Annotated in this window: 13 protein-coding genes and 1 tRNA gene; 6 read left to right on the plus strand and 8 right to left on the minus strand. The window is 71.3% G+C overall.

What is annotated here, in order from left to right:
- Nucleotides 1-138: 138 nt before the first annotated feature.
- From M8I34_RS35885 to M8I34_RS35900, 3 genes are all read left to right on the plus strand, one after another.
- Nucleotides 139-1392 (plus strand): DNA polymerase III subunit delta', encoded by a 1254-nt coding sequence (locus tag M8I34_RS35885; protein WP_250056978.1) that lies wholly within the window; start codon nucleotides 139-141, stop codon nucleotides 1390-1392.
- Nucleotides 1393-1989: 597 nt separating this feature from the next.
- A complete protein-coding gene (locus M8I34_RS35895) occupies nucleotides 1990-3576 on the plus strand; it encodes an alpha/beta hydrolase (RefSeq protein ID WP_250056980.1) in 1587 nt (528 codons plus the stop codon).
- 103 nt (nucleotides 3577-3679) lie between these two features.
- Nucleotides 3680-3753, plus strand: a tRNA-Thr gene (locus tag M8I34_RS35900).
- A gap of 131 nt (nucleotides 3754-3884) precedes the next feature.
- Here the strand turns inward: M8I34_RS35900 and M8I34_RS35905 are convergent.
- The 5 genes from M8I34_RS35905 to M8I34_RS35925 form a co-directional block, all read right to left on the minus strand.
- Nucleotides 3885-5093: a HAMP domain-containing sensor histidine kinase gene (locus M8I34_RS35905; protein WP_250056982.1), complete on the minus strand. Its 1209-nt coding sequence runs from the start codon at nucleotides 5091-5093 to the stop codon at nucleotides 3885-3887.
- Between the two features lie 5 nt (nucleotides 5094-5098).
- Nucleotides 5099-5776 (minus strand): two-component system response regulator CseB, encoded by a 678-nt coding sequence (gene cseB, locus M8I34_RS35910; protein ID WP_250056984.1) that lies wholly within the window; start codon nucleotides 5774-5776, stop codon nucleotides 5099-5101.
- A gap of 11 nt (nucleotides 5777-5787) precedes the next feature.
- Nucleotides 5788-6237 carry a hypothetical protein gene (locus tag M8I34_RS35915; RefSeq protein ID WP_250056986.1) on the minus strand — a complete coding sequence of 150 codons (450 nt, stop codon included), beginning with the start codon at nucleotides 6235-6237 and terminating at the stop codon, nucleotides 5788-5790.
- Nucleotides 6238-6252: 15 nt separating this feature from the next.
- Entirely contained in the window at nucleotides 6253-6759 is a 507-nt protein-coding gene (locus M8I34_RS35920) for a hypothetical protein (protein ID WP_250056988.1), read from the minus strand.
- Between the two features lie 69 nt (nucleotides 6760-6828).
- Complete coding sequence (locus tag M8I34_RS35925; protein ID WP_250056990.1) at nucleotides 6829-7224, minus strand: hypothetical protein; 396 nt, start codon at nucleotides 7222-7224, stop codon at nucleotides 6829-6831.
- Nucleotides 7225-7703: 479 nt separating this feature from the next.
- Between M8I34_RS35925 and M8I34_RS35930 the strand changes: the two genes are divergently transcribed.
- Complete coding sequence (locus M8I34_RS35930; protein WP_250056991.1) at nucleotides 7704-8588, plus strand: glycerophosphodiester phosphodiesterase family protein; 885 nt, start codon at nucleotides 7704-7706, stop codon at nucleotides 8586-8588.
- A gap of 303 nt (nucleotides 8589-8891) precedes the next feature.
- Complete coding sequence (locus M8I34_RS35935) at nucleotides 8892-10193, plus strand: acyltransferase family protein (protein ID WP_250056992.1); 1302 nt, start codon at nucleotides 8892-8894, stop codon at nucleotides 10191-10193.
- A 146-nt stretch (nucleotides 10194-10339) separates the two neighbouring features.
- On the opposite strand, the gene M8I34_RS35940 is transcribed toward M8I34_RS35935, so the two are convergent.
- From M8I34_RS35940 to M8I34_RS35950, 3 genes are all read right to left on the minus strand, one after another.
- A complete protein-coding gene (locus tag M8I34_RS35940; RefSeq protein WP_250057041.1) occupies nucleotides 10340-10804 on the minus strand; it encodes a RidA family protein in 465 nt (154 codons plus the stop codon).
- A gap of 32 nt (nucleotides 10805-10836) precedes the next feature.
- Nucleotides 10837-11676 carry a DeoR/GlpR family DNA-binding transcription regulator gene (locus tag M8I34_RS35945; protein WP_250056993.1) on the minus strand — a complete coding sequence of 280 codons (840 nt, stop codon included), beginning with the start codon at nucleotides 11674-11676 and terminating at the stop codon, nucleotides 10837-10839.
- Nucleotides 11677-11840: 164 nt separating this feature from the next.
- Complete coding sequence (locus M8I34_RS35950) at nucleotides 11841-12533, minus strand: spheroidene monooxygenase (protein WP_250056994.1); 693 nt, start codon at nucleotides 12531-12533, stop codon at nucleotides 11841-11843.
- Nucleotides 12534-12660: 127 nt separating this feature from the next.
- Between M8I34_RS35950 and M8I34_RS35955 the strand changes: the two genes are divergently transcribed.
- Entirely contained in the window at nucleotides 12661-13332 is a 672-nt protein-coding gene (locus M8I34_RS35955) for a TetR/AcrR family transcriptional regulator (protein ID WP_250056995.1), read from the plus strand.
- Nucleotides 13333-13336: the final 4 nt, after the last annotated feature.

A 13336-nucleotide genomic window follows, 5' to 3' on the forward strand; every position in this document is an offset into this window, starting at 1 on the left:
GGCGCCGACTTCCGGATTCGTTTGTCAGTGGGTTGCACCACAATGGGGCAGGCGTGGAGCAATGCGTGGTCTGCGGCCGGGCGCCCACGCACCCCGCACGGCACGACGGAACGGCACGGACAGGAACGGCGGACAGCGATGGCGGTATGGGACGACGTGGTCGGCCAGGACCGGTTGACGGCTCAGCTGGCCGCGGCCGCGCGCGATGCGGACGCCCTCGTGACCGCGGAGCACGCCGGAGCGGGGCCGCGGTCCGGTGAGCAGCCGGAGCCGCAGACGTCCGCCGACCGCAGCAGCGCTTCCCAGATGACGCACGCCTGGCTGTTCACGGGCCCGCCGGGTTCCGGCCGCTCCACCGCGGCCCGCGCCTTCGCCGCCGCCCTCCAGTGCGTCAGCCCGGACCGCGCCCTCGGAGGTGCCCCCGGCTGCGGCTTCTGCGACGGCTGCCACACCAGCCTGGTCGGCACGCACGCCGACGTCGAGATCGTCCGTACGGACGTGCTGTCCATCGGCGTCAAGGAAACCCGCGACCTGGTCCGCCGGTCCTCGCTCTCCCCGGCCGGCGGCCGGTGGCAGGTGATCGTCCTGGAGGACGCCGACCGCCTCACCGAAGGCGCCGGCAACGTCCTCCTCAAGGCCGTCGAGGAGCCCGCTCCCCGTACGGTCTGGCTGCTGTGCGCGCCGTCCGTCGAGGACGTCCTGCCCACGATCCGCTCGCGCTGCCGCCATCTCTCCCTGCGGACGCCGCCGGTCGCCGCGGTCGCCGACGTCCTCGTCCGGCGCGACGGCATCGAGCCGGAGGCCGCCGACCGGGCCGCCCGCGCCACCCAGGGGCACATCGGCCGGGCCCGCCGGCTCGCCACGGACGAGCGTGCCCGCGCCCGTAGGGCGGCCGTGCTCAAACTCCCGCTCCGCACCGACGACATCGGCGGCTGCCTCAAGGCGGCCCAGGAGTTGATCGATGCCGCGGGGGAGGACGCCAAGCAGGTCGCCGAGGATGTCGACACCAAGGAGACCGAGGAGCTGCGCGCCGCGCTCGGCGCCGCTGCCGGCACGGGCGGACGTCTGCCGCGCGGCACGGCCGGCGCCATGAAGGAACTCCAGGACAAGCAGAAGCGCCGCTCCACCCGTACCCAGCGCGACAGCCTCGACCTGGCCCTGGTCGACCTCACCAGCTTCTACCGCGACGTCCTTGCCCTCCAGATGGGCGCCTCGGTACCCCTCGCCAACGACGAGGTGCGCGACAGCATCCACCGCATCGCCGGGTCCTCGACCCCCGAACGCACTCTCCGCCGTATAGAAGCCGTGATCGCCTGCCGCGAGGCCCTGGACCGCAATGTGGCCCCCCTCCTCGCGGTCGAGGCGATGGCGGTCGCCCTCCGCGCCGGCTGACCACCACGCCACCCACCGCAGCACACCGACCCCGCCGGTCACCCGGCCCCGCACGCAAGGAGACGCACACGCAACGTCCCCCTCCGGATACTCTCCGTTCGAACGGTCGCGGCAACCGTCGCGGCAACCGCCTCGGCATCCGTCGCCTGACACCCGCCACATCGACAACCGCCACCTGACAGCCGTCAGCTGACACCCGCCACCGGCCATCCACCACCCGCCACCCGCCCCAATCCCGGGCCCGACTTCCCACCCGCCCCCGCGCGCTCTCACCACCAGGGCCGGCGTCCTGCCACGGCGGCAGCCGCAGCCCAGCAAGCACCACCGCCGACACCAGCACCACCAGCCCCGCTGGCACCTGCACCACCGCCGACACCAGCACCACCGCCGACACCAGCACCACCGCCGACACCAGCACCACCGCCGACACCAGCACCACCGCCGACACCAGCACCACCGCCGACACCAGCACCGCTGCCGACAGCAGCACCACCAGCCCCGCCGCACCGCACCGCCGCCCCCGCACCGCCACCCGCACTCCACCTTCCAGGGACCGACACCGCCTCCACTTCCAGGGACCGAGACCAAGGACCGCCCATGGCCACCAGCCGTCTGCTCCGCACCTCCGCCGCTCTCCTCGCGGCCACCGCTCTGCTGATCTCCGGCTGCTCCTCGGGGAGTTCGTCCCCCGATGCCGAGGCGTCCCCGGGCCCCACCACGGAAGCCGGCGCCCAGCGCCCCGCCGCCGACGCCACCCTCGCGCCGCTCCCGTCCGCGACCCCGGCCGGCCTCCGCCCGTACTACGACCAGAAGCTGAGCTGGCATCCCTGTGGGGGGAGCGGCTTCGAATGCACGACGATGAAGGCGCCCCTGGACTACGCCGACCCCGGTGCGGGCGACATCAAACTCGCGGTGGCCCGCAAGAAGGCCACCGGCCCCGGCAGCCGGATCGGCTCCCTCCTGGTCAATCCGGGCGGCCCCGGCGCGTCGGCGATCGACTACCTCCAGCAGTACGCGCCCCAGCCCGCCGCGGTCCGGGCGCGCTACGACATGGCGGCGGTGGACCCGCGCGGCGTGGCCCGCAGCGAGCCGGTCAAGTGCCTCAGCAACAAGCAGATGGACCGCTACACCCAGACCGACCAGACCCCGGACACCCCGGCCGAGGTCAACAAGCTCATCAGCGCCTACCGCACCTTCGCCAAGGACTGCCAGACCCGCTCCGGCAAGGTGCTCTCGCACGTCTCCACGATCGAAGCCGCCCGCGACATGGACGTGCTGCGCGCCGCCCTGGGCGACAAGAAGCTCTACTACGTCGGCGCTTCCTACGGCACCCTCCTCGGCGCGACCTACGCCGGCCTCTACCCCTCCCGCGTCGGCCGCATGGTCCTGGACGGCGCGATGAACCCGGCGATCGACTCCCGCACCACCAACATCGACCAGACCGCCGGCTTCGACACCGCCTTCACGGCCTTCGCCGCGGACTGCATCAAGCACAAGAACTGCCCCCTCGGCACCAAGAGCACCGAGGACGCAGGCAACCAGCTCTCCGCCCTCTTCAAGAAGCTGGACGCCCACCCGGCAGCAACGGGCGAGGACCGACAGCTCACCGAGTCCCTGGCCACCACGGGCGTGATCGCCGCCATGTACGACGAGCGTGCCTGGCCCCTCCTGCGCGACTACCTGGCCCAGGCCAAGGCCGGCAACGGCCGCGGGCTGCTCACCCTCTCCGACAGCTACTACGAGCGCGATCCGAACGGCTCCTACGCCAACCAGATGTACGCGAACCCCGCCGTCAACTGCCTCGACCTCGCGTCCGCCTTCACCACCCCCGACCAGGTCCGCGCCGCGCTGCCCAGCTTCCGCAAGGCCTCCCCGGTCTTCGGCACAAGCTTCGCCTGGGCCGCTCTGAACTGCGCATACTGGCCGGTCAAGCCCACCGGCACGGCCCACCGCATCGAGGCCAAGGGCGCCGCCCCGATCCTCGTCGTCGGCACCACCCGCGACCCGGCCACCCCCTACGACTGGGCCAAGGCCCTCGCCTCCCAGCTCTCCAGCGCCACCCTGCTCACCTACGAGGGCGACGGCCACACCGCCTACGGCCGCGGCAGCGACTGCATCGACACCGCGATCAACAACTACCTCCTCAACGGCACTGTCCCCCCGAAGAACAAGCACTGCAAGTGACCCGCCTCACACCCCTTCACCCCCCTCCCCGCCCTCCCTTGACCAGCTCCTAAACGGGTTACAGAGCACCCCTCTGTGATGTGTAGACTGGGCCGCGCACCACGCCGCCTTAGCTCAGTTGGCCAGAGCAACGCACTCGTAATGCGTAGGTCTCGGGTTCGAATCCCGAAGGCGGCTCTGTGGAAAAGCCCAGGTCAGATATCGCTGACCTGGGTTTTTTGTTGGGTGCGTTCAGCAGTGCGGGAGTGGCCGGTGCAGAGGCCACCGGCGGACGGTGTGAGGCCGTCGGCGGTCGAGGTCGCGGTGGTTCAGGTGTGCTCGGGTGTCAGGTGGACCGTGGCCAGGGCGCCGCCGGTGGTGGGGTTTTCGTAGGTGACCTTGGTGTTCAGTAGCCGGGCCTGGCCGGTGACGATGGTGAGGCCCAGGCCGATGCCGGCGCCGCGTTCGCGGGCGCCGGTGCGGAAGCGCTGGGGGCCGTGGGTGAGCAGTTCGGCGGGGAAGCCGGAGCCGTTGTCGTGTACGCGGACCGTCGTTCCGTCGACTTCCAGGGTCACCGGCGGGGCGCCGTGGAGTTGGGCGTTGGTGAGCAGGTTGGCGAGGATGCGCTCGGCGCGGCGGGGGTCGGTCGAGACGGGCGTTTCGTTGTGGACCGTGACTTCGACGTCGCCGCCCGTCAGTGCGACGGCCCGGTGCGCCAGGGTGCTCGGGAGGATCTTCTCGTGGTGCGCCTGCTCGACGCCCGGCACGTCCAGCCGGGCCACCTCCAGGACGTTCTCCACGAGAGTGCGCAGGGTGTCCACGCCCCCGCTGACCAGTTCGGCCGGGCGGCCGGGCGGCAGGAGTCCGACGGCGGTCACCAGGCCGGCGACGGGGGTGCGGAGCTCATGGGCGATATCGGCGGTGACCTGCCGTTCGGCCTCCAGGCGGGCGCTCAGCGCGTCGGCCATGGTGTTGACGGCGGCGCCGAGCCGGGCGATCTCGTCCTTGCCCTTGGGCCGGACCCGGTCGGTCAGATCGCCGTCCGCGATCCGCTGCGCGGTGTCCGCGGACGCGGTGATGCGCCGTCCCGCGCCGGCCGCCGCGACGACGCCCAGCACACAGCCGAGCGCGGTGACGGACGCGCCGGAGCCGACCAGCACCCGGTCGAGATCGGCGAGGGCGCGGGCCTGCGGGGCGTAGGAGCGGCGGACGGCGAGGAGGTCGTGGCCGCTTCGGGTGGCGGCCCACAGCACCGGGGCCCCGGAACCGCCGGTGTTCTGGAGGCAGGTGGCCCGCACGGGGCGGTCGGTGACGGTTCGGCGGAGCACGGCGGGCAGGTCCGGTGGATTGACCAGCGCGCCGCTGTCGATTCCGGAGGAGTAGGCGCCGACCGCCGCCACGAGCCGGGCGTCGGCCGCACGGCCGGCGTTCTTGCGCTGGTCCTCGGCGGTGAGCTGGTGCACCAGCAGACCGATGAGGGTGGCGACGATCGCGGCGGTCCCCGCGATGACCAGGGCGGTCTTGGTGCGCAGCCCCATGGTGGTCAGGGCGCGAGCTTGTAGCCGAAGCCGCGGACGGTCACGATGCGCCCGTGGCCGATCTTGGCGCGCAGCCGTTGCACATGGACGTCGACGACACGGGGGTCGCCGCCGCACGCGTAGTCCCATACGCGCTCCAGCAGCGTGGTCCGCGAGAGCACGATGCCGGGCTCGGCCGCGAATTCGAGCACCAACCTGCGCTCGGTGGGGGTGAGTTCGAGCAGCCGGCCCGCCCGGTGGATGTCCATGGACGCGGTGTCCACCGTGAGGTCGCCGAACCGCAGCAGCGTCGGATCCTCCCGCGGGCCGGTCTCGGGGAAGTCCGCGGTGCGGCGCAGCGCCGCACGTATGCGAGCGACCAGCACCGGAATGTCGTACGGCTTGGTGAGGTAGTCGTCGGCGCCCGCTTCGAGACCGAGGACGACGTCCACCGGATCGGTGCGGGCGGAGAGCATCAGCACCGGCAGCCGGCTCACCTCACGGATGCGGCGCACCACGCTGACCCCGTCGAGGCGCGGCAGCATGACGTCCAGGAGGGCGACATCGGGGGCGCGGTCGCGGAACTGCGCCAGCCCGGCGTGGCCGTCGGCGGCCGTGCGCACCTGGTATCCGTAGCGTTCCAGGGACAGTTGGGTCGCCTCCCGCAGCAGGGGGTCGTCCTCCACGAGCAGCACATCGGTCATCGCTTGCGTTCCTAGGGCTCGGGGACGGGCAGCCGGACGTCGCGCAGCTCGGCTGCCCGGTCGGGAGGGAGGTGGTGGGAGGAACGTACGACCGCGCGGCTGTAGTACGAGACGTTCTCTTGATGCTGTAGGCGGCTGAGTTCGACGGTGGCGGGATATCCGTTGGCGGGGCAGTGGGGGATGCACCACATGCCTCGCACCCGCCCGGTGGCGACGGCTTTCGGCTTTCCCCAGGAGCGCCAGCTGAGCCCGGAGACCGAGGAGAACTCGGTGAGGGCGAACTTCGTGGGGCGGGTCAGCGGATGGCCCAGGGTGTCGGAGACATAGACCGGTCCTGAGACCTGGGTGGGTCTGGGTGCGGGGCCCTCGACGTGGGGCTGTTCGGGGTTGCCGCACCCGGTGAGGCCCACGGCCGTCAGCACCAGCGCGAGGCCGGCGGCCGCGGCCGTGGGCTTGTTCATCGGGAGGGTCTCACGTCAGCTGGTGGCGAGCGGGCGCTTGCCCTGGAGGTCCTCGGAATCGTACGCACCCGAGCCGTCGGCCAGCTTCAGGGTGAAGGAGGAGAAGACCTTCTTGCCGTTCACGGTCTTGGGGTCCGACAGCGTGAGGGTGGCCTTCAGCGGCTTGTCGAGGCAGGTGTCCAGGCACCACATGCCGGTGACCTTGCCGGTGGCGACGGCCTTCTTCGTGTTCCACTGCTTCCAGTTGAGGTCCCTGGCCGAGGTGAACTCGGAGAGCACCAGGCGCTCGGGGCTGCGCTCGGCCTTGCCCTGGTCCGCGTTCTCCTCGCCGTAGTGGTTGACGACGTAGGGGGTGTTGCCGGTCTGGGCGACACCCGCGCTGTGGGCGTGCGCGGCGTGTGCCGGGGCGGTGGCGGCGTTCGCACTGGTGGCGGTGGCGAAGGCGCCGAGGGCGGCGACACAGGCCAGGCCCGCGCCTATGGCCGTCTTGTGGCGCCGGATCAGGCTCGTGTTGCGGTTCATGATCTCGCTCCGGTTCCTGGGGATCGGTCGACGTGTCAGAAGCTAGGAGCGACGCTTCTCGATGGCCTGTCAGCCGTGTAACAGCCGTCCATCGACGGCTGTTACGTGATCTACATACGGGCCGGATCTGCAATCGGGCGGGATCTGGATACGGGCGGGAGGCTTCCTGGTCAGAGCGGTTCGCTCGCCGTCCCTGGTCACCGCGATGCCCTTGGGAACCTTGACCTTGAACCGGGCGTCACAGAGGGCGATGCCGGTGCGGCCGGCGTCGATGTCGGGGGTGTCGCCCTGGAGGGTCCAGGTCAGCCGCTCGCTGCCGGCGGCCGCGTCGAACCAGCGGGTGACCTTGCTGTCCTTGCGGTCGGTGGCGACCAGGTCCGTGGAGACCTCGTGCGTCGTCAGCTTCAGGGAGGTGCCGGTGTACGGGAAACTCTTCGATTCCGGTGTCGCCTTCGTGGCGTCCACCGAGCGGCCGGTGAGGCCGAGGGCGGCTACTGCGGCCGCCGCGACGACGAGGGGGACGGGCCGCTTCGGGCCGCCTCTCGGGAGCGGCCCCCGTAATCCTCCGGGGTCAGAAATGGGGGACGAGCAGGGCCAGGGTGCGGACGCGGCCCCACGGCGCTTCGGCGGCGCCACGTGCCCGGATGGAGGGCAGCCCGGCGACCCGCGCCACACCCGCCCGATCGCCCTCCCCACCCCACCTGACCTGGGAAAAGTCGACCGGCGTGGCGGAGTCGCGGACAGCGGCCGCAGGGATCCTCGCGTGGCGGGTGACAAGGGATGCGGGCATGTTGAGGAGACAGCCGCATTCCTGCACGGGAGGGCTGCACGGAAGGACCGGACGGAAGGACCGGACCGAAGGACGGGACGGAAGGAAGGGCCTCAGGGGGCACACCTGACGCGGACGCGGCCGTCCGCGGCCGAGCGGACCAGGAGGCTCCCGCATGCTTCGGAGATCGCTGCGGATCCCCGCGGCCGGCGTCGCCTATCTGGTGGCGGCCGCGGTGTCGTCGTCCGCGATGGCCTCCGGCCCGGAGGAGTACGCGGATGTCGCCGTCAGCAGCGGGACACGGGCCGGCCCCGGCACCGCGGCGACGCGGGTGATAGCCCACCGTGGCGCCTCCCGTTACGCCCCTGAGAACACCCTCGCCGCCGTCGATGCCGCGCACCGCCGCGGCCTCATATGGGTGGAGAACGATGTGCAGCGCAGCAAGGACGGCCGGCTGGTGGTGGTGCACGACGCCACGTTGAAGCGGACGACCGATGCCGCCAAGGTGTTTCCCGGGCGGGCGCCATGGCGGGTGGGGGACTTCACGGCTGCCGAGATCGCGCGGCTGGACGCCGGCAGCTGGTTCGGCAAGCGGTTCGCGGGGGAGCGGGTGCCGACGCTCGCCGCCTATCTACGCCGTCTGGACCAAAACGGGCAGCGCCTTTTGCTGGAGATCAAGGCGCCTGAGAAGTATCCCGGAATCGAGGCGCAGGTCATCCGTGAACTACGGGCACGCGGGTGGCTGGATCGCGCCCATGTCCGGAGCCGGCTGGTGGTCCAGAGCTTCTGTGTGCCGTGCGTAATGGCCGTGCACGAGAGGGCGCCACAGATACGTACGGGGATTCTCGGGGCGCCCGAGATAGGCAGACTGGCGGGCTATGCGCGGTTCGCGGATCAGATCAACCCCCGTGCGTCCGCGCTCAGTTCGCGTTGGCTGGCGGCCGTGCACCGGCTGCGGGGCCCGCACGGGCGCCCGTTGGAGGTCTATGCGTGGGACGTGGCGAAGAACACCAGCGCCCGGTCGGTGAGAGCGCGCGGTGTCGAAGGTGTTATTGAATAACGGGCAAGGGCCGGGGATTAGAGGGGCATTGTCCAGATCTTGTGGGGTGCCGCACTCCGCTCCGGGCCGCGCCGCCGCCCGCGGCACCGTGAAGGAGCTGTGGAGGGCGGATGCGCCGGGTGTGGCCGCCGCAGTCGGGGATTTACGTGATTCCCGCCGCGGGGCTAAGGTGCCTGAGATGTTCGACGCCGCCACACTCCCCGTAAAAGAACTAAGACGCAGGATTTGGCTTTTGGGTTCCGATTTGCGGCCCGGTGCGGGCCAGCGTTCAGCACTTCCCCTGGGATCGTTCCAGGAGGCTCCTTGACGAACGATTTTCCGTCGTACGGCGAACGGCGGGTGCCACTTCCCCCGCAACGGCAGACGCCGCATGACACGCTGAGTCCGGCGGGCGCACCGGCACCGGCCGGGACCGGCGGTGCGACGGCGACGATGGCACCGCCGACGGCGACCGCGCCCGGACCGGCGACGGCCCGTCAGCGGGCGGCCCCGGGCAACGCCTCGCATGCCAAGCCCCGAGGTCACGCCAAGGGCCGGGGCGCGGACCCGGGCAGGAATGCCGGTGCGGCCGATGCCAAGGCGAAGCCCCGCGATGCCTTCTTCGACAACGCGAAGTATCTGGCCATCGTGCTCGTGGCGATGGGCCACTCCTGGGAGCCGCTGCGCGACGGCAGCCGGACGGCGGCGGCGCTCTACGTCACCGTCTACGCCTTCCACATGCCGGCGTTCATCATCATCTCCGGTTATTTCTCGCGCAGTTTCGATATGCGCAAGGACCGGCTCCAGCGGCTGATTACCGGGGTTGCGGTTCCTTACATCCTCTTCGAAGTCGCCTACACGCTCTTCAAGAGGTGGGCGGACGACGATCCGGGTTATCCGATCAGCCTGATGGATCCCTGGTATCTGACATGGTTCCTGGCCGCCCTGTTCATCTGGCGGCTGACCACCCCGCTGTGGAAGATCGTGCGCTGGCCGGTGCCGCTGGCCCTGGCCGTGGCCGTGCTCGCGTCGCTCTCCCCGGACATCGGCGATGACCTGGACCTCCAACGGGTGCTCCAGTTCCTGCCGTTCTTCGTGATCGGGCTGTCGCTGCGGCCGGAGCACTTCAAGCTGGTGCGCCGCAAGAAGGCGCGGATGCTGGCCGTGCCGGTCTTCGCGGCCGCGCTGGTCTTCGCCTACTGGGCGGCGCCGCGGATGAACGCCGCGTGGTTCTACCACCGCGACGCCGCGCAGGAGCTGGCCGCTCCGTGGTGGAGCGGTGCGGTGATGACGCTGGCGATGTTCGGCTGTTCACTCGTGCTGGTGGCCTGTTTCTTCGCCTGGATCCCGGGCCGCACGATGTGGTGCACGGCGCTGGGCGCGGGCACCCTCTACGGCTATCTGCTGCACGGCTTCCTCGCCAAGGGGTCGCGCTTCTGGAACTGGTACGACGCTCCGTGGGTGCACACGCCCTGGGGCGCGGTACTGCTGACGCTCACCGCGGGCACCGTCATCACGGTGCTGTGCACACCCCCCGTACAGCGGGCCTTCCGGTTCGCCATGGAGCCCAAGATGACCTGGGCGTTCAAGAAGGATCCGGTGGGGATGGCCCGCGGCCGGAACTGAGCGGTCGCCAGCGGGGTTTCGAACAGCGTCAGGGGCGCTCGTTCCACCGGGAGACCGGTGGGGCGGGCGCCCCTGACGCATGCGGAGGGGGTTGCGGCCGACGCGCCGCCGGCGTCGTGAGGCAGACGGGACGGTGAAGACCGGCCCTAGCGGACGACGGCGATGCCTTCGATCTCGACCAGGGCCGTCTCGTCCCACAGGCGGGTGGCGCCGATCACCGCCATCGCCGGGTAGGCGCCGCCGACCAGGCGCTTCCAGACGGCGCCGAGGTCGCGGGCATGGCGGCGGTAATCGGCGACATCGACGGCGAAGACCGTGAGTTTGGCCAGGTCGGAGGGGCCGGCGCCGGAGGCCGCCGCGACGTCCAGGAGGTTCGTCAGCGCCCGCTCGAACTGCTCGACGATGCCGTCGCCGACGATCCGGCCCGATCCGTCGAGAGCGGTCTGTCCGGCGAGAAAGACCATGGTGCCCGGGGCGGCACGCACGGCATGGCTGAATCCGGTCGGCGGCGCGAGATGCGGCGGATTGATGCGCTCCAGCTCGCCGCCGCCCGTGCCACCGCCACCGCCACCGCCCGCGGCCGTGCCGCGCTCACCGTTCTGTGCACCCATCCCCGCTCCCGCGCTCGTCCCGCTCTCAGCACTCATTCCCGCCGGCCTCCCTCCGCCGCCAACTCGTATCGCACACCCAGGGATTGAAGCGCGTCCCGTTCCTCCTGGGGAAGCTCTTCATCGGAGATGACGAGATCGAAGTCGGCCAGCGGCGCGAGTTCGTAGAGCGCCTGGCGGCCGAACTTGGAGTGGTCCACCAGCAGCACCTTGCGCCGGGCAGCGGCCATCAGTGCCCGCTTGACCAGGACGTTCTCCTGCGCCTGGTGGTAGCAGTGGCCGTTGTCGACCGCGGAGGTGGACAGAAAGGCGACATCGGCGCGGAAGCTGCGGGCGCTGTCGGCGGTGGACATGCCGAGGAAGGCGTTGAACGCCGCGTGATACTCGCCGCCCAGCGCGATCACCCGGATGTCGGGCTCCTCGGCCAGTTCGTTGATGACCTGAAGGGAGTTGGTGATGACGGTGTAGGCGCCGCGCCCGGAGAGTGCGCGGGCCAGCGGCAGTGCCGTACTGGAGTCATCGATGATCACGGCCTGGCCGGGCTCGGCTATGGCCAGCGCGGCCGCGCAGATGGCCTCCTTCGCCGCCACCTGCTCATTGCCGCGCCAGCGCGCGTTGGACTCGAAGAGGGCGTTGGGCGCGGCCGTGGCGCCGCCGCGTACCTTCCGCAGCCAGCCCTGGTGCTCCAGGGTGTCCAGATCGCGGTGCACCGTCATCTGGCTGACGCCGAGCTCCCCGACCAGCTCCTCGATGGTCACCTGGCCCTCGGCCAGCACCCGGTCGGCGATCCGCTTCCGGCGGTCCCTGGGGCTCAGTTTGGTGACCGACGGATCAGTCGCGTCCGAGGCGTCGGCGGCCCCTTCGGTGTCGGTCAACGCTGGTCCCTTCCCGGATCACATCTCGGCCGTTCGCCCGTGGCAGGCCCCTACCCGGGGAGTTTAGGGCGTGCCCCCGCGGATCCACGCGGGCCCGCGGCGCTCCCCAGGGGCGCGGGCCGTACGCCGGGCACCGGAAGCCACCTGGCGCTGCACCGCGTCTCCTAGCGCGACGCCCTCACCGCCGCCGCCACCGGCTCATGGCCGTCCAGCGCGCCCCGGGCGCCGTAGGGGCGGAACCGCACAAACGCCGATTCATGGTGGAACGGATCCGCCCGGTCCTGCCTGACCGCTTCCTGGTGCGCGGGCCGGTCGGCGCCGTAGGCGTACTGGCGCATCGCCGACAGGCTCTGCCACAGGGAGAACGTGCCGACGAAGCGGGGCGGTCTGGCCAGCGCGACCGACGCGATCAGCGAAGGATCGGCCGCGGCCCGGCCGGAGGCGTGGGAACTGGCGCGCAGGAACGGCAGTGCGCGGCGCAGCCGCAGCTGTCCGAGGGTGAGGACGGCGACCGGCCCGTCCTCCTCGTCCCCCGCGGCACCGGGGTCGATCTCGACGGGCATCGCGGGCCACGAACCGGAGACCCGCAGCGGCTGAAGCCGCACATGCCAGCCGCCGGCCAGCCGCCGCGCCATCGGGTCCTCGGCGAGAAAGCGGTCGAGCGCGGCATCGTCCTCCCACGCGGCGAGCAGCCCGGCCCGGCCGGGGCGCACCCGGGGCGGACCGGCCGCGACGGCGCCGGTGAGCGTGGTCTGGGCGTACCGGAGGCCGGGGGTGTGGTCCGGCCGTGGACGCTCCCGGAGGACGGCACGGACAGCGCGGACACCGACGTCGGCGAAGTGGACGGAAACGATCACGAGGAGCCCCCGTTCCTAGGTTACTCATGCGTATACCAAGTGGTACACGATCCAGTATCCTTTATCGCAGCGGCCATGGCGAGCCGAAATCACCAGCCGGAACAAGCCAGATCGCAGGATGGAGCACATGAGCGAGATCGAGCGGAGCCGCGCCGCGCGCGCCGAGGCCAGGACGCGTATCGAGGACACGGCCGCCCGGCTGTTCGCGGAGCGCGGCTTCGCGGGCACGACCATCGGGGAGATCGCCGCCGAAGCGGGCCTGAGCAAGCCGATGCTCTACCGCCACTTCGACTCCAAGCAGGAGCTGCACCTCGCCCTGCTGGAGCGGCACCGCGACGAGCTGGCCGCCGCCCCGGTCCGCGAACTCCTCCACGGCGAGGGCGACCTGGCCACGAGGATGACGGCGATGTACGACGCCTGGTTCGGGTATGTGCAGAGCCATCCGTACACCTGGCGCATGATGTTCCGGGACACCACGGGGGACGCTCAGGTGGCGGCCTTCCACCATGAGCTCCAGCGCAGACAGCGGGAGACGGACATGGCGCTGCTGCGCGAGTTCGTGCCCGGCATCCCCGAGGCGGAGCTGGAGCCCCTCGGCGAGGCGATCCGCAGCTCGCTGTACGGGCTCGCCCTGTGGTGGCTGGAGCGCCCCGACCGCCCGCGCGAGCTGCTGGTCGCGGCGATGGTGCGGATCACCCGTGGCCTGATCTCCACTGTCGAGGCCCCGGGCGGCGAGCATCAGAGCATCGAGACGCCCACCGGGCAGGGCACCCCCGGCGTGCCGGACGGGACGAACTGAGCGG

The organism is Streptomyces sp. MCA2 (genome assembly GCF_023544705.1).
GTDB lineage: Bacteria > Actinomycetota > Actinomycetes > Streptomycetales > Streptomycetaceae > Streptomyces > Streptomyces decoyicus.